The organism is Plantibacter flavus (assembly GCF_900177615.1).
GTDB classification, from domain to species: Bacteria; Actinomycetota; Actinomycetes; order Actinomycetales; family Microbacteriaceae; genus Plantibacter; species Plantibacter flavus.
The window spans coordinates 70,689-89,524 of the sequence record NZ_FXAP01000004.1; the positions used below are offsets into that span (position 1 = coordinate 70,689).

At 71.7% G+C, this 18,836-nt stretch carries 18 protein-coding genes; 2 read left to right on the forward strand and 16 right to left on the reverse strand.

From position 1 onward, the window contains the following. Positions 1-81: 81 nt before the first annotated feature. From B9Y95_RS12925 to B9Y95_RS12970, 10 genes are all read right to left on the reverse strand, one after another. Positions 82-1,002: a hypothetical protein gene (locus tag B9Y95_RS12925; protein ID WP_197479028.1), complete on the reverse strand. Its 921-nt coding sequence runs from the start codon at positions 1,000-1,002 to the stop codon at positions 82-84. 88 nt (positions 1,003-1,090) lie between these two features. Beyond that, positions 1,091-2,500 (reverse strand): FGGY-family carbohydrate kinase, encoded by a 1,410-nt coding sequence (locus B9Y95_RS12930; protein ID WP_200811414.1) that lies wholly within the window; start codon positions 2,498-2,500, stop codon positions 1,091-1,093. A 159-nt stretch (positions 2,501-2,659) separates the two neighbouring features. Then, positions 2,660-3,715, reverse strand: coding sequence for a DUF4432 family protein (locus B9Y95_RS12935; protein WP_085512275.1), 1,056 nt, complete (start codon positions 3,713-3,715; stop codon positions 2,660-2,662). A 55-nt stretch (positions 3,716-3,770) separates the two neighbouring features. Continuing rightward, positions 3,771-4,538: an SDR family oxidoreductase gene (locus B9Y95_RS12940; RefSeq protein WP_085512276.1), complete on the reverse strand. Its 768-nt coding sequence runs from the start codon at positions 4,536-4,538 to the stop codon at positions 3,771-3,773. A 58-nt stretch (positions 4,539-4,596) separates the two neighbouring features. Then, complete coding sequence (locus B9Y95_RS12945; RefSeq protein ID WP_085512277.1) at positions 4,597-5,343, reverse strand: SDR family oxidoreductase; 747 nt, start codon at positions 5,341-5,343, stop codon at positions 4,597-4,599. Continuing rightward, the gene (locus B9Y95_RS12950; protein ID WP_085512278.1) at positions 5,340-6,182 is read right to left on the reverse strand and encodes a class II aldolase/adducin family protein; all 843 of its coding nucleotides are present in this window, start codon (positions 6,180-6,182) and stop codon (positions 5,340-5,342) included. The genes B9Y95_RS12945 and B9Y95_RS12950 overlap by 4 nt, the downstream gene beginning before the upstream one ends. Continuing rightward, positions 6,179-7,681 (reverse strand): rhamnulokinase, encoded by a 1,503-nt coding sequence (locus B9Y95_RS12955; protein WP_085512279.1) that lies wholly within the window; start codon positions 7,679-7,681, stop codon positions 6,179-6,181. The genes B9Y95_RS12950 and B9Y95_RS12955 overlap by 4 nt, the downstream gene beginning before the upstream one ends. Further along, a complete protein-coding gene (locus tag B9Y95_RS12960; protein WP_085512280.1) occupies positions 7,678-8,682 on the reverse strand; it encodes a 1-phosphofructokinase family hexose kinase in 1,005 nt (334 codons plus the stop codon). Before B9Y95_RS12960 ends, B9Y95_RS12955 begins: the two co-directional genes overlap by 4 nt. Next, a complete protein-coding gene (locus B9Y95_RS12965; protein ID WP_085512281.1) occupies positions 8,679-9,464 on the reverse strand; it encodes a DeoR/GlpR family DNA-binding transcription regulator in 786 nt (261 codons plus the stop codon). Before B9Y95_RS12965 ends, B9Y95_RS12960 begins: the two co-directional genes overlap by 4 nt. Further along, positions 9,461-11,050, reverse strand: a complete 1,590-nt coding sequence (locus B9Y95_RS12970; RefSeq protein ID WP_159453405.1) for an FGGY-family carbohydrate kinase — start codon at positions 11,048-11,050, stop codon at positions 9,461-9,463. Before B9Y95_RS12970 ends, B9Y95_RS12965 begins: the two co-directional genes overlap by 4 nt. Before the next feature lie 132 nt (positions 11,051-11,182). On the opposite strand from B9Y95_RS12970, the gene B9Y95_RS12975 reads away from it, so the two are divergent. Both B9Y95_RS12975 and B9Y95_RS12980 read left to right on the forward strand, forming a co-directional pair. Further along, complete coding sequence (locus B9Y95_RS12975) at positions 11,183-11,953, forward strand: DeoR/GlpR family DNA-binding transcription regulator (protein ID WP_159453406.1); 771 nt, start codon at positions 11,183-11,185, stop codon at positions 11,951-11,953. 55 nt (positions 11,954-12,008) lie between these two features. Continuing rightward, positions 12,009-12,827: a class II fructose-bisphosphate aldolase gene (locus B9Y95_RS12980; protein WP_085512284.1), complete on the forward strand. Its 819-nt coding sequence runs from the start codon at positions 12,009-12,011 to the stop codon at positions 12,825-12,827. A 39-nt stretch (positions 12,828-12,866) separates the two neighbouring features. On the opposite strand, the gene B9Y95_RS12985 is transcribed toward B9Y95_RS12980, so the two are convergent. From B9Y95_RS12985 to B9Y95_RS13010, 6 genes are all read right to left on the reverse strand, one after another. Continuing rightward, the gene (locus tag B9Y95_RS12985) at positions 12,867-13,166 is read right to left on the reverse strand and encodes a hypothetical protein (protein ID WP_085512285.1); all 300 of its coding nucleotides are present in this window, start codon (positions 13,164-13,166) and stop codon (positions 12,867-12,869) included. 289 nt (positions 13,167-13,455) lie between these two features. Then, the gene (locus B9Y95_RS12990) at positions 13,456-14,451 is read right to left on the reverse strand and encodes an ABC transporter substrate-binding protein (protein ID WP_085512286.1); all 996 of its coding nucleotides are present in this window, start codon (positions 14,449-14,451) and stop codon (positions 13,456-13,458) included. Between the two features lie 72 nt (positions 14,452-14,523). Further along, positions 14,524-15,609: an ABC transporter permease gene (locus B9Y95_RS12995; RefSeq protein ID WP_085512287.1), complete on the reverse strand. Its 1,086-nt coding sequence runs from the start codon at positions 15,607-15,609 to the stop codon at positions 14,524-14,526. Beyond that, the gene (locus B9Y95_RS13000; protein WP_079707372.1) at positions 15,606-16,367 is read right to left on the reverse strand and encodes an ATP-binding cassette domain-containing protein; all 762 of its coding nucleotides are present in this window, start codon (positions 16,365-16,367) and stop codon (positions 15,606-15,608) included. Before B9Y95_RS13000 ends, B9Y95_RS12995 begins: the two co-directional genes overlap by 4 nt. Before the next feature lie 130 nt (positions 16,368-16,497). Continuing rightward, a complete protein-coding gene (locus B9Y95_RS13005) occupies positions 16,498-17,592 on the reverse strand; it encodes a class I mannose-6-phosphate isomerase (protein ID WP_085512288.1) in 1,095 nt (364 codons plus the stop codon). Next, complete coding sequence (locus tag B9Y95_RS13010) at positions 17,589-18,626, reverse strand: LacI family DNA-binding transcriptional regulator (protein WP_159453407.1); 1,038 nt, start codon at positions 18,624-18,626, stop codon at positions 17,589-17,591. The genes B9Y95_RS13005 and B9Y95_RS13010 overlap by 4 nt, the downstream gene beginning before the upstream one ends. Positions 18,627-18,836 lie beyond the last annotated feature (210 nt).

Sequence of the window (18,836 nt, forward strand, 5' to 3'; positions counted from 1 at the left end):
TCCTCGGGTGGTTCCACCTTGGTGGCGTGGTCGGATCGGGCTGGTACGCGGGCGGCGACCGAGGACGCCGCCCGCGATCCGTCAGCGACCGGCGAGCGCGGTCTCGATGACCTGCTCGAGCTCACGGAGGCGAGGCAGCGCACGGTTGGTGAGCAGTTCCTCACGCTTCGCCGACGAGATCGAAAGGCTATCCTTCCACAGCGAACGACCGGCCATCGCGCCGCCGGCACCGTTCTCGACCGCGGTGCGGACCTGGCCGACGAAGGTCTCGTGGTCGACGCCGGCGGAGAGCACTGCCCACGGCACACCGGCGGCGGCCTCGGTCACGGCTGCGGCGGCCTCGGCGGAGCCCGGGTACTGGAGCTTCAGGACCTTGGAACCCGCGGCGACGGAGATCTCCGCGGCACCGCGCACGAGCTCGGGGAAGATCTCGGCGTAGGCCTCGTCGCTCTCGCCGTCGAGCTGGTAGACGAGGATCTCGACGATGAGCAGCACGCCCTCGGCGGTGCACTCCTCCACGAGGCGGGCGATCTCGTCGATGACGACCTGCTCGGCCTCGCGCTGGTCGGAGCGCAGGTAGAAGAGCATCTTGGCGGCGTCGCCACCGAGTTCGCGGACCCGGCGGGCGTCCATGCCGGGGACGTACTTCGTCCGGCGCAGACCGTTCTCGGTGTCGAAGCCCGAGGAGTCCATGCCGACGACGAGACCGGTCGTGCGGGAGAGGGTGCGCTCGTCGACGACGAGCGGGAGGGCGACCTCCGGGTCGAGGAGGATGGCGGGTGCGTGGTTGCCGAGGAACCGGACGAGGTCGCTCTTGGCCTCGGCGAGTTCGTCACGGCTGATGCCGGCCGCGCCGTTCGGGGCGTCGGTCATGACGGCCTTCATGCCGTTGCGCTGGTCGCCGGCGACGATGAGCATGCCACCGCCCGGGGTGCTGATCGTGGCCATGGCGCGGCGTTCGAGCGTCGTCAGCTCGTTGGTCCTGGTGGCTACTGCGTTCATGAGGTGCTCCTTGTGCTTCGGATGGGGTCTGACCCCGGCAGCGGTCGCGCCGGGGAGGATCGGTCTGGGTCGTCGGGTGGTCGGTCGGTCAGGGGTGCGATGAGGAGATGGCGGGTTCGAGGAGGGCCCCGGCGAAGACGGCTGCGCCGTACGCGGTGTCCTGGGACCGGTGCGACACCTGCACGCCGGGCAGGACGGCCGCTCGGGCGCGTTGCACGGACCGCATGCTGGCCCAGCCGCCGGTGAGCAGCGCCGAGGTGGCCGGGGCGACCTCGCGGTCCATCGCCGCGATGAGCACGGCGAGTTCGTCGTTGCCGTGCCGGAGCACCGCTTCGAAGATCTCGGCCGGTCCTGCGCCGTCGGCACGGACCGTGAGCTTGAGGACGCCGTCGTCGTTCCGGGCGCCCGCGACCGAGACGTCGCCGTCGGCGAGCAGCCCGCCCGCCGGGAGCGCCATGATCTCGTCGTCCAGGCGGTCGCGCCCTGCGCGGTCGGTCACCCCGACGAGCTGGAGGGTGCGACGCATGAGCAGGCCGGTCTTGACGCCGGCGACGAGCACCCAGGTGCCCGGCACGACGTGACGGACGCAGTTGATGAACACCTCGGCAAGACGCTCCCGGGCGGCGAACGGGAGTGGTTCGTCGAGGCGTCGCAGCAGGACCTCGGCCGTGCCCATCGACACGTGGTACCGCTCGGCGGGGAACGAGCCGGTGGAGACGGCCGACACGAGGTGGTCGTGGCCGGCGACGGTCAGGGCCGCACCGGAGAAGACCGGCGGCACCCACGGGCTGCTCGCTGCGCCGAGCGGGGCACCGGCGTCGGTGAACGGTGGGAGGAACGACGCGTCGACGCCGAGGTGGTCGAGCAGTTCGGGCCACGGCTCACCCGTGTCCTGATCGAGCAGGCCGGTCCGCGACGAGAGCGAGTACTCGGCGGCCTCCTCGCCGCCGAGGGCCGAGACGAGGTACTCCGGCAGGTTGAGCCAGCGCGTTCCGGCGAGGTCGAGCCCGGCGTCACGGAGGTGGAGGAGCTTGATGACCGAGACCTGCACGCCGAGCGGCAGGCCGGTCCGACCGGCGAACTGCTCGGCGATCTCGGCCGGGAGGGCCACGAGCTGTTCGGCGCCGCGCGGGTCGAACCAGGCGATGGCGGGCGCGACGGGCCGGCCGACGGCGTCGAGGACGATTCCGGACTCCCCCATGCCGGAGACGGCGAGCGCCCGGACCCGCGCGGCCGGCCCGAACCGGTCGGCGAGTTCCACGCCGACGTGGTCGAGGAGCTCCCGGACGGTGGCGATGAGGGACGCCGCCTCCATCACGGTCGTGCCGCCTGGACCGGCGAGCCACGGGGTGGGCAGCTGGTGGATGAGGACCTCGGCGCCGTCGGCGTCGGTCACGAGGATCTTGACGCCGGTGCTGCCGAGGTCGAGGCCGGCGACGAGTCGATCCGAGGCCACGGAGGTGACGGCGGTCGAGTCGAGGTTCGCAGCAGGGTGCACGGCGGTGTCCGTTCAGGTTCCGACGTCCGTGTCGGCTTCCGACGATGACTCCATGTCATCGATGTCATGGCGAGCATACCTCGTTCATGTCATCGATGACATACCCCAGTGTGAATTCTTCGGAAACCGGGAACCGGATGGTGGCCGAGGCCGGTGGGCTCAGTCGCCGAAGTCGTCCGCCGCGGGCTCGAAGACGATCTCGAGGTCGACCTCGAACGACTCCCCGGGCTCCACCATCCGGCCGGCCTTCCCGCGATCCGGACCGGAGGCGTGACTCGGCCAGCAGGTGCCGGGTTCGATGCCGAGGGCGTACGACCCCGCGGCCGTGCTCCGCCACACCGTGAGGAACGGCAACTGCTCCGGTCGGAACCGGACCGTGACCGTTCCGGCCTCGCCCGACAGGGTCGCGATGGACCAGCCGTCGGGCCCGGCGACCGCGTCGAGGGCGTCGACCTGCTCGTCGGCCGCCGGTTCTGGCTCGCCGATCACCCGCCGCCAGCCACCGTCGTCCGGGCGTTCGGACCCCGCCCCGCCGGGGACGACGGTCGCGGCCGCCGCGACGGCGCCGCCGTGCAGCAAGGGCCAACCGAGGTTCACGTGGTAGAGCAGGCGCACCGGCTCGGCGACGAACCCCTCGTTCCGCACGACGTCGTGCAGGCGGATCCGTGCGACGCCGACCTCGGCTCGGATGCTGCGGGTCACCGTGAGGTTCTGCTGGAAGACGGCGCCCTCGCGGAGCAGACCGTCGACGAGGAGCTCGTACCGGCCCGCCGCGGTCCATCGCCCCTCGCGGCGGGTCACGGCCGCCGGGATGCGATGCGCCCGACCGTGCATCCCGCCGTCCGCCTCCGCGGCCACGCCGACCGCGGTGAGCCCGCAGGTCGTCAGCAGACCGCCCTGCCAGCGGCGGGCCCAGCTCTCGGCCTGCGGAGCGGTCGTCGGCGCGACGAACGACACGACCTCGCCGTTCCAGGAGGCCTCGCCGAGGTCGAGGAACTGGTCGGCCTCGACCGTGACCTCGAGTCCGCCGAGGTGGCGCAGCTCGACCTGGCGCCGGCCCGTCGACGGCCCGTCGTCGACGCGGACTGCACGCGGAGCCCACGCACGCTCGACGGCACCGGATCGGGCCTCGACGAAGCGTCGACGCCGGGCGCCCCACACGGCGTCGCGGTCGACCTGGTCGTCAGGCGTCTGTTCGGGCGGCGTCGTCGTCATGGCAGGTCCTCGGGTCGGTGCGGTCGGGTCGAACGGTTCGGCGGGTGGGGCCGGCTCAGAGGGCGGTGTAGCCGCCGTCGATGACGAGGCTCTGGCCCGTGAGGTACGAGGAGGCGTCGGACGCGAGCAGCAGGACGAGCCCGTGGAGGTCTTCCGGCTGCCCCATCCGGCCCGCCGGGATGTCCGCGGTCCACTCGGCGGCGAGGTCGGGGTTCGCCTCGGTGAACTCGCGGGTCATGTCCGAGAGGAAGTACCCGGGCGCGATCGCGTTGACGCGGACACCGGAGGGTGCCCACTCGACCGCGAGCGACGACGCGAGGTGACTGACCGCCGCCTTCGACGCGTTGTAGGAGGCCTGGAACTGCGGCTGGTTCACGATGAACGCCGACATCGACGAGATGAAGACCGCTGAAGCGGGCCGACCCGCGGCGATGGCACGACGGGCGAAGGACTGCGCGGCGAAGAAGGTGCCGTCGAGGTTCACGGCGAGCACCTTCCGCCAGGTGTCCGCCGGCACGTCGACACTGTCGCCCCAGATGGTGATGCCCGCCGCGGTCACGAGCAGCGACGGCGCGCCGAGTGCAGCCTCCGCGGCGGAGAAGGCGGCCTCGACGGCGGTGGCGTCGGTGACGTCGACCGTGTGTGCCGAGGTGCGGACGCCGTACTCGGACGCCAACCGCTCGGACGACTCGTGGACGGTCGGCAGGAGGTCGAGCAGCGCCACCTGGACGCCCTGCGCGGCGAGCGCCGTGGCGATCGAGTAGCCGAGCCCGCGGGCCCCGCCGGTGATGACGGCCGTACGGCCGTGGAGGTCAGCGAACATGTGTGGTCCTTCGATCGGGGGCGGTCTGGTGGAGGTGTCGTCGGGCGGCGCGAGTCGCTCAGATCTCCTGGTCGGTGGGCAGGATGACGAGGTCGCGGATGGTGACGTGCCGGGGTCTGGTGAGCATGAAGAGCACGGCGTCGGCGACGTCCTCGGAACGGATGCCGGTGCGTGCGGCGATCTGGTCCTCCACCCCGGAAGCACCCTCGGCGATCCCCCACAGTTCGTTGAGCACGACGCCGGGGGCGACCGCGCCCATCCGCACCCCGGATCCGACGAGGTTCCGCCGGGTGGTGTGGACGAACGACTGCATGGCGTGTTTCGTCGCGGAGTAGACGGGCTCCCAGTGGATGTCCTGGTGTCCGGACACCGAGCTCGTCACCAGGACGTCGCCCGCACCCTGCTCGACGAGGTGCGGCAGCGCTGCGCGAACCGTCGCCATCGCTCCGAGGACGTTGACGCCGACGAGCTCCTCGATCGCGTTCATCGGGGTGTCGACGACGTCACCGCCGACGTAGAGGCCCGCGTTGGCGAGGACGATGTCGAGGCGTCCGAAGGCGGCGAGCGCCAGGGCGACGGCCTGCTCGGACACGGCGGGGTCGGCGAGGTCACCCGCCAGGAAGACGCTCGGTGTCGGCAGGGCGTCGGCGACAGCCGAGAGTCGCTCGGTGGAGCGTCCCACGAGTACTGTTCGCACCCCGGCGGCGGCGAGCGCCTGGGCGTACGAGCGGCCGATGCCCGATGACGCTCCGGTGATGATCGCGACCTGCCCGGTGAGGTCGATGGCGCTGGTCGACTGGCTCATGTCGTGGTCCTTCCGTGCGCCGTCCCGGCGCGGTCGGTGGTTGATTCCTGCGCGGCGAGCGCGGCTCGACGCAGCAGTTCGTCGGGTCTCGTGTCGATGCGGGCGACGGCCTCGTCGCTCAGGTACACCGGCCCGCCTGCGGCGAGCGCTCCGAGGAGCACCTGGGCGACCTTCACGGCCATCTCGGTGATCCGGAGGACCTCGGCCGCACTCGATCCGAGGGCGAACATCCCGTGGTTCTGCAGGTACACGGCCTTCGGCACCCGGCCGGTCGTGGCGAGCTGCTCGCGCAGCAGGCGGCGGACCGTGCGGGCGAGCTCGAGCCCGGGGTCGACGTAGGGCACGAGCAGCGGTTCGGTGCCGAGGACCACGATCTGGTCGGGGAAGAGCGACCCGCGGGTCAGGGCGTCGGCCGACGGTGAGCACAACAGCGCGTTGACCGGCACGGGATGGGTGTGGCCGACCGCGACGACGCCGGGCAGGTCGAGACAGACGGCGTGGAGGATCGCCTCCACCGAGGGGCGCCGACCGTTGCCCGCGAGCGCCGCGGCATCGAACAGCGTGGCCACCTCGGCGTCCCCGCCCGCGTGCGAGTCGACGAGGTCGAGCACCGGTCCGAGCGCGAGACGGACCGCGTCGTCGGCGGTCGCCACGGCCATGGACGCGCCGCTCGCCTTCACGAGCATCGCCGGATCACCGTCCTCGGGTAGGAGCAGGGAGGTGTTGCCCTCCGCCAGGAGCGCCCACGCCCGATCGGGATGCCCGAGGTCGCGCGAGAAGGCGACGAAACGGTCGAGGATGTCCGTCTCGGTCTCCGGCTGGTCGATGCGGTCGGTCATGTCGGTGTCCGCTCATGGTCGTGGTCGTCGTGGTCGTCCTGGCCGTGCCGGTAGACCGTGTCGAGTGACGGCGCGTGACCGGCCGCGACGAGTTGCACGGCCAGGTTGCCGAGCGCCGATGCCTCCGCAGGACCGGCGGTGACGGGAAGACCGGTCCGTGCCGCTGTGCGGGCGCACAGGAGTCGGTTGCGCGATCCGCCGCCGACGATGCGGACCGAACGGATCGTCACCCCGGTGATCGCCTCGCAGGCCCGGACCGTCTCGGCGTAGGCGACCGCGAGACTCTCGACCACGGTGCGCACGACGTCGCTCCGTCCGCCCGGTGGACGCTGGCCGGTCTCCCGGCAGAGGGTCGCGATCCGTTCCGGCATGTCACCCGGGACGAGCAGCCGTGGGTCGGCGACGTCGAACACGGCGGGCGTGACGTCCGTGGCCGCGTCTCCTTCCATCTCCGACACGGCCGCCACGAGATCGACGAGGTCGACCGCGCTGCCGTCCTCGGCGGACCAGGCGCGGGCGCACTCCGTGAGCAGCCACATCCCCGCCAGGTTGCGGAGGAGCAGCGAGGATCCGGCGACACCTGCCTCGTTCGTGAAGCCGGCGGCCCGCGCGTGCTCGGTGAGCACCGCCGCCGGCAGGCACACCCCGACGAGGGACCAGCTGCCACTCGAGACGAGGAGCTCCGCGCCGTGCGGGCGGGCGAAGGCGAGCGCGGACGCGGTGTCGTGCTCCGCGACGCGGTGGACGGGGATCGGCACGCTCGACCCGAGACGCGCGGTGACCTCCGGCGTCGTCGGGCCGGCGACCGTCCCCGGTGCGACCACCGGCGGGAAGTCGAAGCCGTCGAGACCCCAGCGGCGGATGAGCTCCGCCGCCCAGTCGCCGGTGCCCTGATCGAGCAGCTGCGTCGTCGACGCGATCGTGCGCTCCGCCCCGACGACGCCCGTGAGCAGCCACACCCAGAGGTCCGGGACGAGCAACACGGTCGGGCGACCGCCGTCGGCTCGGCGGACGTCGAGCTCCTCGGCGCGGGACCGCAACTGGTACGAGGTGTTGATGGTCTGCTCGAGCACGCCGGTCACCGCGTAGGCTGTCGCGGCGTCGACGAGCACGGCGGCACGGGCCGGTCCATCGGCGTCGGCGCCGCGGTGATGCGGCACGGTCGGGAACCTCGACGCGAGGCCGGACGGGAACGCCGTTCCGGTGCCGACGCCCACGAGTGCGATGTCGACGCCCCAGCTGTCGATCCCGATCCCGTCGAGCACGCCGCCGGCGGCCTCCGCGATCCGGACGGCCTCCGCGAGCCCGACGAGCGTCTCCTCGAACAGGCGCTCCGCATCCCACCGGAGCCGACCGTCCTGCGTGATCGGGCCGTTCGGGAACCGGTGCACCTCGATGAGCGACAAGCGCCCGTCGGCCCAGCGCCCGAGCATGACGCGACCGCTCGACGCGCCGAGGTCCACGGCGGCGTGGAAGCGTGGAACGGCCTGATCGATCATGGCGTCGGCGTCTCGTCGCGCGGCGGCGTGGCCGGTTCGCTCAGCGGCGTCGTCGGGTCGGGGTCCTGGACGGCGACCGGTGTGGTCAGCGCCTCGAGCGAGGTGAGGATGGTCGTCGCGCTCGACACGGCGAGCGCACCCCAGGCGGCGGCCGACGCGACCGCCGCCGCCGGATCGTCCCGTCCGTCCTCGCCGTGGAGTCCGACGAGGAATCCGGCCAACGAGGCGTCCCCGGCACCGGCCGTGTTCACGACCGTGGCTGCGACGTGCGCGTGCCACAGACCCGCCGCGGTGCGGAGGAGCGCCCCGTCGGCCCCCATGCTCACGTAGACGAGGTCGCAGCCGGCACGGTGCAGTTCGTCGGCGGCGGACGCGACATCGCCGATCGTCAGCAGCTCACGTCCGGTGAGCTCGGCGAGCTCGTGCGCGTTCGGCTTGAGCAGATGGACGAGGTCGAGGTTCGCGACGGCGGTCTCGAGCGCCGCACCCGCGGTGTCGACGGCCACGCGCGCTCCCCGGTCACCCGCCTGACGGAGCAACTGGAGGATGTCGACGAGGCCGGTGCCGCCCTGGACCGTCGGGATCGTGCCGGAGAGGACGAGCCAGTCCGCGCCGATCCGGTCGATCTCGGCCCCGGCGGTCGCGACGACGGCGGCCCAGTCCTCGGCGCGCAGCGGGATCGCCGGTTCGTTGACCTTGGTCGTCCCGGTCGCCGCGTCGAGGATGGTCGTGTTCACGCGCGTCCGACCGTCGGTCGGGACCACGGCGAGCAATGTCCGAAGTGCCGGGTCGTCGGCGAGGATCCGTCCGTCAGCACCCATCGGTACCACCGCACGGACCGGGAGCGGCGAGAGGGTGACCGCCCGCGCGACGTTGACGCCCTTACCGCTCAGCTCGGTGGACACGCCCACCGCCCGGTTGACGTCGCCGAGTCGCAGCCCATCCACGCGGTAGGTCTGGTCGATCGCGGCCGCCGGCGTGACCGTGACGATGCCGCTCATGCGTCCGCCCCGACCGTCTCGACGCGGACGCCGGTCGAGAGGAGGGCGTCGAGGGTCGGTTCGTCGACGCCGTGATGCACCACCGCCACGCCGAGACGGGCGGCCGGGACGGAGGTCGCGAGGCCGTCGGCGCCGAACGTCGCCGGGTCGCCCAGGAGGATCGCCGTGGAGGCGAGCTCGACCGCCGACGCGACGACCGCCGCCTCCTCCGGCGAGGCGTGGAGCAGTCGGCCGTCCGCGGAGACACCGAGCGCCTCGACGACCGCGACGTCGAGGCGGAGGCCGGCGAGCTGCTCGCGCGCCCAGGCGCCGGTGAGGACGCCACGCCCGTCCGCCGTCCCGCCGACGAGGTGGACGACGGCTGATTCCTCGGCAGCGGCCGCAGCCAGGGCGACCGGCACCGAACCGGTCACGATGACGGTCCCGGCGGTCGTCGCGAGGCCCGCGGCGAGCGCCTCGCAGGCGGATCCCGCGCCGAGGAAGACCGCTGAGCCCGGGTCGACCAGGGTCAGCGCCCGCGCGGCGAGCGCACCGGACGCCCCGGAGTCCTGGCCCGGGTCGAGGTCGGTGCGCACCGCACCGCCGTGCGCGCGTCGGAGGCGTCCGTCGAGTTCGAGGACGCGGAGGTCGCGCCGGATCGTCTCCTCGGTCACGCCGAGGTCCACTGCGAGCACGCCGACCTCGACCCGCCCGTCCTGGTCGAGTCGGGTGAGGATCTCCCGACGCCGGTCGTCCACCGGACTGGACGTGGCCGTCCCGCGGCCGCCGACGGCGGCGCTCATCGTTCCACCCCGGCACGGTCGTCCCGTTCGGACGCCGGACCGTCGGGGCTCGACTCCTCGGCCCGCCGTCGCCACCAGGGGCCGATGGCCTCGACGAGCTCGTCGAACGCGGTTCCGACCCCGGCCCAGTACGCGGCCGAGGCGTCCGTCGGCAGGACGGCGGCTGCGTGCCGGACGACGTCGTGCTGGGCCTGTTCCACCGACGGCAGGAGTCCGGTGGCGACCCCGGCGACGATCGCGGCACCCAGGGCTCCGGCCTCCTCGGAGTCGACGACCGTCACGGGCGCTCGAAGCGCGTTGGCCACGAGCTGCACGTACAGCGGTGACCGAGCGAGGCCGCCGCCGAGGACGATCGGCTCGTCCCACCGGAACCGTTCGCCGAGCGCCCGGGTGTGCCAGCGGTGCATGAGCACGATGCCCTCGAGGGCTCCGCGCAGCACGTGCGCCCGGGTGTGCCAGTCGCGGACCCCGGCGAGGGTGGCCGATGCTTCGGCGCCGAGCGGCGAGTCCGATTGGAAGGGCAGGACGAGCGGCACCGGCTCCTCCGGAGGGAGTGCTGCGGCCTCGGCGATCAGCGCGTCGCGGCCGGTGGCGTCGGTCACGCCCAGGAGCCGGAGCGTCCAGTCGAAGGAGGGTGATGCCGTCGCCGAGGTGGACATCGCGATCCGCAGGTCCGGGGTGATCGAGAGGCGGGACTGCCACCGCGGGTCCACGTCGGGCTGGGTGGTCGTCACACCGTTGGTGCTGAACGAACCGGCCACGAGGGCGAGCCGCCCGGGGACGAGCGCTCCCATGCCGATCGACGAGGCCTGCACGTCGTGGAGTCCCGACACGACCGGTGTCCCGGCGACGAGGCCCGTGACCGCGGCGGCCTCCGGGAGCACCCGCCCGACGATCGTGCCGCTCGGGTTGATCGGCGGGAGCAGGCGGAGCAGTCCGGCGGGCAGGCCGTAGGCGTCGAGGACCTCGGCGCTCCAGGTGGCGGTCCCGACGTCCAGGAAGGAGGCGCAGGCGTCGGAGTAGTCGGTGGAGATCTCACCGGTGAGCCGCAGGCGGACCACGTCCTTGCAGAAGAGCATCGCGTCCGCCTGCTCGACGCGCTCCGGGTCGTGCCGGAGCAGCCAGCGGAGGAGGTTGCCGGCGGCACCCGGCGTCGGCAGCTGTCCGGAGCGTTCGAGCACCACGCGCAGCCGGTCTGGATCCGCCGCGAGTTCGGCGGCCTCGACGTGCGCCCGGGAGTCCATCGCCGTGATGGCCGGGCCGACCGGCGCTCCCGCGGCGGTCACGAGGTGCAGGCCGTCGCCGTGGCCGGTGATCCCGACGGCGGCGACCAGGGTCGGGTCGACACCCGAGGTCGCCAGCACCTCCGACACCGCATCGGCGACCGCGGCCCACAGGGCGTCCTGCGACCGCTCGGCGTGTCGGGCGACCGGGCGGTCGACGGGGCTCGCGCGCCGAGCGACCGCGACCGGCAGCAACCGCTCGTCGTGCAGGACGGCCTTGACGGCGGTCTGCCCGACGTCGATCCCGAGCAGGAACCTCGACCCCGACTCGTGGGGTGCGCTGTGCGGCCCGTGCTCAGCCATCGGCGGCCTTCCGTTCGTCGTCATCGTCGTCGTCGGGTGCGCCCGATCATGTTGATCTTCGCACCGATCCCACCGAATCGGAAGGGATATCGGACAGATTCGGATACGCTGGCCGGACCGGACGGAGCAGTCATGTACCCAGCAGAGCGTCACGCCGCGATCCTCGCGGGCGCCCGCGACGGCGACGGCGCCCTGTCGGTCGCCGAGCTGAGCAGCCGACTCGGCGTCACACCGGAGACCATCCGTCGCGACCTCGCCGTCCTCGAGCGACAGGGGCTCATCCGCCGCCACCACGGTGGCGCGGTCCTCGCCCGACGATCCGCGTTCGAGCCCAGCCTCCAACGACGCCGCGAGGGCGAGCGCATCGAGCGCGCCGCCGTCGCCCGCCTCGTCGTCGAGCAGCTCCCTGAGGAAGGGGTCGTCCTGCTCGACTCCGGTGCGATGACCCTCGAGGTCGCCGCACTCCTCCCCCACGCCAGCCGACTCCTCGTCGTGACGAACAGCCTGCCGATCGTCGCTCTGCTCGGTGGCCGACCGCGACTCACCGTGCTCGCCCTGCCCGGGCGGGTCCGCGCCGTCACGCAAGCGACCCTCGGCGCGTGGACCGTCGAACGGTTGTCGGGACTCCACGCCGACGTCGCCGTCCTCGGCGCCAACGGGGTGGGCCTCGCCTCGGGGGCCACGACGACCCTGCCCGAGGAGGCCGAGGTGAAGCGGGCGATGCTCGGTATCTCCAGACGACGCATCCTCGCCGTCACCGCCACGAAGTTCGCCACCACCTCGTTCCACCGGGCCGCGGGACTCGACGAGTTCGACCAGATCGTGACCGACGACGGGCTCGACCCGGACACCGTCGACGCGCTCGCCGAGAGCGGTCCCGAGCTGCTGTTGGCCACCACCTGACCATCCCCACCGGCACCGGGTCGATCGTCCCGCGTGCACCCCGAGAGGAACCACCATGACGCTCGTCTCCACCGCCGCGCTCCTCGACGCGCAGCGCGCCGTGCTCGCCTTCAACGTCATCCAGCTCGAACACGGCGAGGCCATCCTCCGCGGCGCGGAGCTCGCGGGCCGCGGCGTCATCCTGCAGGTCTCCGAGAACGCGGCGAAGTACCACGGCGGCCTCGCGCCGATCGGGCTCGCGAGCCTGGAGCTCGCCCGCGAGGCCGGCACCGCGACCGCCGTGCACCTCGACCACGCCGAGGACGAGACGCTCGTCGAGGAGGCGGTGCGGCTCGGGTTCACCTCGGTCATGTTCGACGCGGCCACCCTCCCCGACGAGGAGAATCGCGAACGCACCGCAGCGGTCGCCCGCGCAGCTCAGGCGCAGGGCGTATGGGTCGAGGCCGAACTGGGGGCGATCGGCGGGAAGGGCGGCGCACACACGCCCGGCGTCCGGACCGACCCCGGTGAAGCCGTCGCGTTCGTCGCCGGCACCGGCGTCGACGGCCTCGCGGTCGCGGTCGGCAGCTCGCACGCGATGACGTCGCGGAGCGCGACCCTCGACTTCGGCCTCATCCGGGAACTCGCTGCAGCCGTCCCCGTCCCGCTGGTCCTGCACGGTTCGAGCGGCGTGAGCGACGCGGACCTCGTGCGGGCGGTTGACGCGGGCATGCGCAAGATCAACATCTCGACCCATATCAACGGCGTCTTCACCCGAGCCGTCCGTGAGCGACTCGACGCGGACCCGTCACTCGTCGACCCGCGGAAGTACCTCGGCCCGGCGCGCGACGCCGTCGCCGCCGAGGTCGCCCGGCTCCTCACCCTCGTCGCCTAGGACCGGTCGCCGACCCGACCGTCAGTCGATCGCGTGCGGTCACAACCAGTGGACGATGTCCGGGTCCAGGCAGACCCCGCCGAGGCCCTCGGTGGTGGTGACGCCGTCCGCGAACCGGATCACCACCGCCTGTCCCTCCATCCGCACGTACTCGGCCCGGAGCCCGAGTCGGAACGGGACGTCGGTCGACGCGGTGACCGCACGGCTCGCGCGTTCGGGGACCGTGATGATCAAGCGGTGGGCTCGCCCCGCTGCATCGACGACCTCGGCCTCGATCCGTCCCGGAGCATCGTCGGACAGCCGGCGCACCGCGGTCGCCGCGACGATCACCTGGGTCATGTCGCGATTCTCGCACCCCGTGGAGGGTGGCGTCGAGGCGGAGCGGACCGGCTGGCCGTCGGGCCTGTCGCCCTTCGACAGGCTCAGGGACCGGGGCCGGGACCGGGCTCGCGCTTAGGGACCGGGTCTGGGCTCGCGCTCCAGGACCGGGTCGGGCTCGGAGGGCTGCCGCCGGTCGCGCAGGGAACGGCGACGCCCGGGCAGAGATCCTCCCGGACGCAGCGCGACGGCGCCGGAGCTCGATGCTCCGACGCCGTCGCGGTCTGGTGATGCAGTGTGGCCAGCAGGCCTAGCCGCACTTGGACTGGTAGACGGCATCCTTCGCGTCGCCGTCGACGTTGTCCTTCGTGATGATGGTGAAGCCCGTCTGGATCTTGGCCTCGACCTTGTCACCGTTCAGTGCGGCGATCGCCTGGGCGACACCGTCGGAACCGATGGTGGCCGGCTCCTGAGCGACGAGCGCCTGGACGGTGCCCTCCTTCAGCTGCTTGACCTGGGCGGGACCGGCGTCGAACCCGACGATGGTGACGGAGTCCGCCTTGCCGGCCTGCTTGACACCGGTCGCGGAGCCCTCAGCGGCGAACAGGTTCGCTGCGAAGATGCCCACGATGTCGGGGTCCTTCTGGAGCGCCGCAGTCACGATCTCAGCAGCCGTGGACGGCTCGTTGTGACTGTACTGGACGCCGAGGTCGGTGAACTTGTCATCGCCCTTCACCGCTTCCTGGAAGCCCTCGGCACGGGCGTCCGTGGTCGAGATGCCAGGGTCGACCGAGACCACGAGGACCTTGCCACCCTCCGGGTGCGCCTTCTTGATCGCGTCGAACGCCGCAGCGCCGCCGCCCTTGTTGTCGCTGGAGATCTGCGAGACCGCGAACGACGGGTCGTCGACGGTGGTGTCGACGAGGACGACCTTGATGCCCGCGTCGGCCGCAGCCTTCAGCGGGGCCTCCATGGCCTTCACATCGGTCGGGGCGACGAGGATCGCGTCCGGCTTCGAGGCGACGACCGAGTCGACGAGCGGCTTCTGCAGCGTCGGGTCGAACTTCTCCGGACCCTGGGTCGTGACCGTCGCACCGGCGTCCTTCGCCGCCGATTCGATACCGCACTGCATCGAGATGTAGAACTCGTCGCCTGCGACGCCCTGGATGAACGCGATCTTGTAGCCGTCGGAACCTGCGCCTGCGCTGCTGCCGCCCGAGCTCGCGCCACCGGAACACCCGGTGAGCATGAGGCCTGCCGACGCGCCGAGCGCGAGGACTCCGAGAACTGACTTCTTCCACTTCATTGTGATTACCCGTTTCTCTTGAACTGCTGGACTACTGGGATGGTGCGGGGGGGGTGTTGATCTGTGTAGGGGTTATTTCTTCTTCCTGCTGACGAGGGCTCGCCAGAAGCTCGTGGATCCACCGCGGGCTGCGGAGGAACGGCGGACCTGGTCGACGTAGACGGCCAGGATGAGGACGGCGCCGACCGCGACCTGCTGCCAGAAGGGCTGCACGCCGGTGATGACGAAGCCGTTCTGGAGGACGGCGGGGATGAACAGACCGACGACGGTGCCGAAGATCGTCCCGTAGCCACCGAAGAGCGAGGTGCCACCGATGACGACCGCGGCGATGACGTTCAGGTTCGTCTGCGACTGACCGGCGATCGCGGTGGTGCCGAACTGCGACAACGACAGGATGCCGGCGAGACCCGCGAGGCCACCCGAGATCGCGTAGATGCGGATGAGGTGACGGTCGACCTTCACGCCGACGCGTCGTGCCGCCTCCTCGCTCGATCCGACCGCGTAGGTGTACAGGCCGAACTTCGTCTTGTGGAGGATGAGCGCACCGATGATGACGACGACGAGCGCGATGACCGAGATGATCGGGACCGCGCCGAAGATGTTGCCGTACCCGATCGAGTCGGTGAGGACCGACGGCACCTCACGGATGTCGACACCGCCCGTGAGGATCTGGGCCAAGCCGAGCGCCATGCCGAGGCTACCGAGGGTGACGATCAGCGGCGGCACCTTCGCCTTGGAGATGAGGATGCCGTTGAACGTGCCCCAGAGGATGCCGACGCCGATCGAGACGATGATGCCGACGATCGCGGTCCCCCAGTCGTCGCCGCCCATGGCCCGCATCGTCGTCGCGGACACGACGCCCGAGAAGACGAGGACGGAGCCGATCGAGAGGTCGATGCCGGAGGTGATGATGACGTAGGTCATGCCGACGCCGAGCACCGCGAGGATCGAGGCGTTCTGCACGACGAGCCGCAGGTTGGACAGCTGCGCGAAGGTGTCGGGTGCGATCGCGGAGAAGATGGCGATGACGACGAGGAGGACGATGAAGATCTGGAAGGCCTGGGCCTTGAAGAGCTTCCTGATCGGGGTCTCCCGATCCTTGGCCGTCTCGATGGCGGTCGTCTCCGGCCCCATCTCGGCCTGCTTCACCGCGCTCATGCGACGTTCCTCGTGCTGGCACCGGTCATGAGACCGACGAGTTCTTCCATGTTCGTGTCCTTCGTGTCGACCGTCGCCGCGCGGTGGCCGAGCCGCAGCACCTGCACGCGGTCGGACACCTCCATGACGTGCGGCATCGAGTGGCTGATGAAGACGACCGCGATGCCCTTGTCGCGCACCCGGCGGATCGTCTCGAGCACGTTCTTCGTCTGGCGGACGCCGAGGGCGGCCGTCGGTTCGTCGAGGAAGACGACCTTGTTGGCCCAGTGCACCGCGCGGGCGATGGCGATCGCCTGGCGCTGCCCACCGGACATCGCGCCCACCGGGTCGGTGAGCGAGCGGACGGTCGCGCCGAGTTCGTCGAAGGCGTGACGCGACTGCTTGCTCATCTCCTTGACGTTCATGAGGCCGAGCAGCCCGCCGAGGCCGGGCCGCATGATCTCGCGGCCGAGGTAGACGTTCTGCACGGGGTCGAGGTGGGGCGCGAGGGCGAGGTCCTGGTAGACCGTCTCGATGCCGAGCGCACTCGACTGCATGGGCGAGGTGAGGGTGATCGGTTCGCCTTCGAACTTGATCACGCCGCTGTCGACCGCGAGGTTGCCGGAGAGGGCTTTGACCAGGGTGGACTTGCCCGCTCCGTTGTCGCCGATGAGGGCGGTGACCTCGCCGGGGTAGACCTCGAAGTCCGCTTCGTCGAGGGCGCGGACGTGCCCGAACTGCCGGGTGAGGCCTCTGGCCTCCAAGACGGGAGTCGTCATGTCGTTCTCGTTCCTTTCCAGCCGGTCCCGGTGGACGGGTCCGGCGTGTGGTGGCTGTCGTACCGCCGTTCGGGGCGGTGGTGTGTGGTGAGCTGCTGCGTGATCGTGGGTCCTGCGTCGAGGGGTGGCGTCATCGGATGCCTCCCGATGCGAGGGTCGCCGGCCAGCCCGCACCGGGGCCGGCGGCGAGCACGGTGCCCGAGCCGCTGACGGTCCAGCGCCCGAACCCGGCCGGGACGGCGAAGACCTCTCCGGCGGAGAACTCGACGGCCTCGGCGCCGGTCTCAGAGACCAGTGCGCCTGCGCCGGTGAGCGCGAGGGCCACCGAGAAGCCGGCGTCCACGGGTGCGCTGCCGTCGGTGCCGGGCGCCACGGCGAAGAGCTGGAAGTAGGGGTCGGCGTCCGCGGGCAACAACGACACCGGCGCGTCCGTCCGGGCGTCGAGGTCGTGCAGCACGACGAGGTGTTCGATCTCGGACTGCGGGAGTGCCTGCGTCGACACCGCGCCCATCACGGTCTCGAATCCGAGGCCGAGGTGGGACTCGTCGCGCGTCGAGGTCGTGACCGACCACTCGAGGAGGATGGAGAGGTCGGTCGGTTCCTGCACCTCCGCGAGGAAGATGCCGCCGTCGATCGCGTGCGCCGTGCCGGCCGGGACGAGGATGCCCATGCCACGCTGGACGACGATCCGGTTCATGTGCGACAGCATCCACTCGCTGTCCTGGGCGTCGCGACGGCGGTCGAGTTCGTCGGGGTCCACGTCCTCGCTCCATCCGAGGTGGACGGCCGAACCGGGCTCGGCGTCGAGGATGAACCAGGCCTCCGTCTTGCCGTAGGAGCAGTCGAGGTGGGAGGCGGCGAACGCCCGGTCCGGGTGGACGTGGACGGGGAGTCGCTGACGCGCGTCGAGCAGCTTGACGAGGATGCCCGTGTCGGCGGCGTCGGTGCCGTGGTCCGGTCCCGCTCCGGTCCACTGCGCAGGGTCGGCCGCGACGAGGTCGCGGAGGAGGACGCCGTCGACGGTGCGGGCGAGGCCGATGGCGCCGCCGGGCTCCTGGTCGGCGCGGCTCACGGTCGCCCCGAGCCACTCCTCCGGCTGGAACTCGCTCTGCTGCTCGATGCCGCGCAGGCTGGCGATGCGGTCACCGCCGCGGTAGAAGTGCTCGATGAGGTTCGGCGCGAGTCGCGTCGGCTGGGCGAGCCTCGTGGGCTGGGTCGTGCTCATGCTGCTGGTCCTCCGACCATGCTCGTGGTGGACGCGGTGCGCGCGTCCACGGTGTGACGCTGTGACGGGCCGGGGATCTCTCCGGAACCACGCGACACCAGCGAGGTCGGGACGACCCACTCGCGCGGCTCATCGGCCGGTGATTCGCGCAGTTCGAGGAGTCGCTCGATCGCGGCGGTACCGATGACGAACGGATCCTGGTTGATGCAGCTGACGGCCGGTCGCAGGACGTCGGCGAGGGTGAAGTCGCCGAACGCGATGTGCGCCGTCCCCTCACGCCCGATGCGGTGCAGGGAGGTCGTCAGGCCGATCGCCGCCTTCGCGTTCGACGCGAAGAAGGCGGTGGGCGGGTCGTCGAGTCCGAGCAGGCGCTCCGTCTCGGCGGCGTAGTCGAGCGAGCCGTCGATGGTCCAGGAGACGAGCGACGGGTCGAGGTCGATGCCGGCCTCGGCGAGGACGTCGGTGTAGCCCTGGTAGCGCCGACGGATGGTGAGGAAGCGTTCGTCCCGGTCGTAGAAGGCGATGCGGGTGTGGCCGAGCTCGACGAACTGGCGGATCGCGAGCTGGGTGGCGGCGTAGTCGTCGACCACGACGCTGTCGAAGGCGGCGAGCGGACGGTCGACGGCGACGACGGGCGTCACGTTCCGGAACGCCTCGAGGTAGGGCAGTTCCGCGGCGACCGGGGCGATGATGACGCCGGCGACCTGGTGGCCGGCGATGAACCCGGTGAGCTGGTCGCGCTCGCGCCCCTCGTCGAGCCCGGTGCTCGCCACGAGGACGCTGAGGCCCTCCTTGAGCGCGCGGGCCTCGATGGCGCTCACGAGCGAGGCGAAGAACGGGTCGGCCAGCGAATCGATGAGGACGCCGATCGCGCCGCCGGTGCCGGACTTCAGGGAGCGGGCGGCCGTGTTGGGCACGTACCCGAGGCGATCGATCGCCTCGAGCACGCGGCTTCGGGTCTCGGGGTGCACGGACGCTTCGCCGTTCACCACCCGCGAGACGGTCTTGATGCTGACGCCGGACTGCGCAGCCACATCTTTGATCCCGGGCGGCCGCATCAGCGGGCCCCCCTGACGGGAAGCGGAACGGGTCGGACGTCGCAGCCGGTCCGGAGCGACGGGACGTGCGCACGTGTCCGGATCGGACTGGTCGCGGTGATCGCGGGGTTGCAGGTGCCCATGGGCTCCACCTCCTGACAGCGTTGTCATCGGTCGGGGTGGTGCAGCTGCAGAACCCCGTCGTTC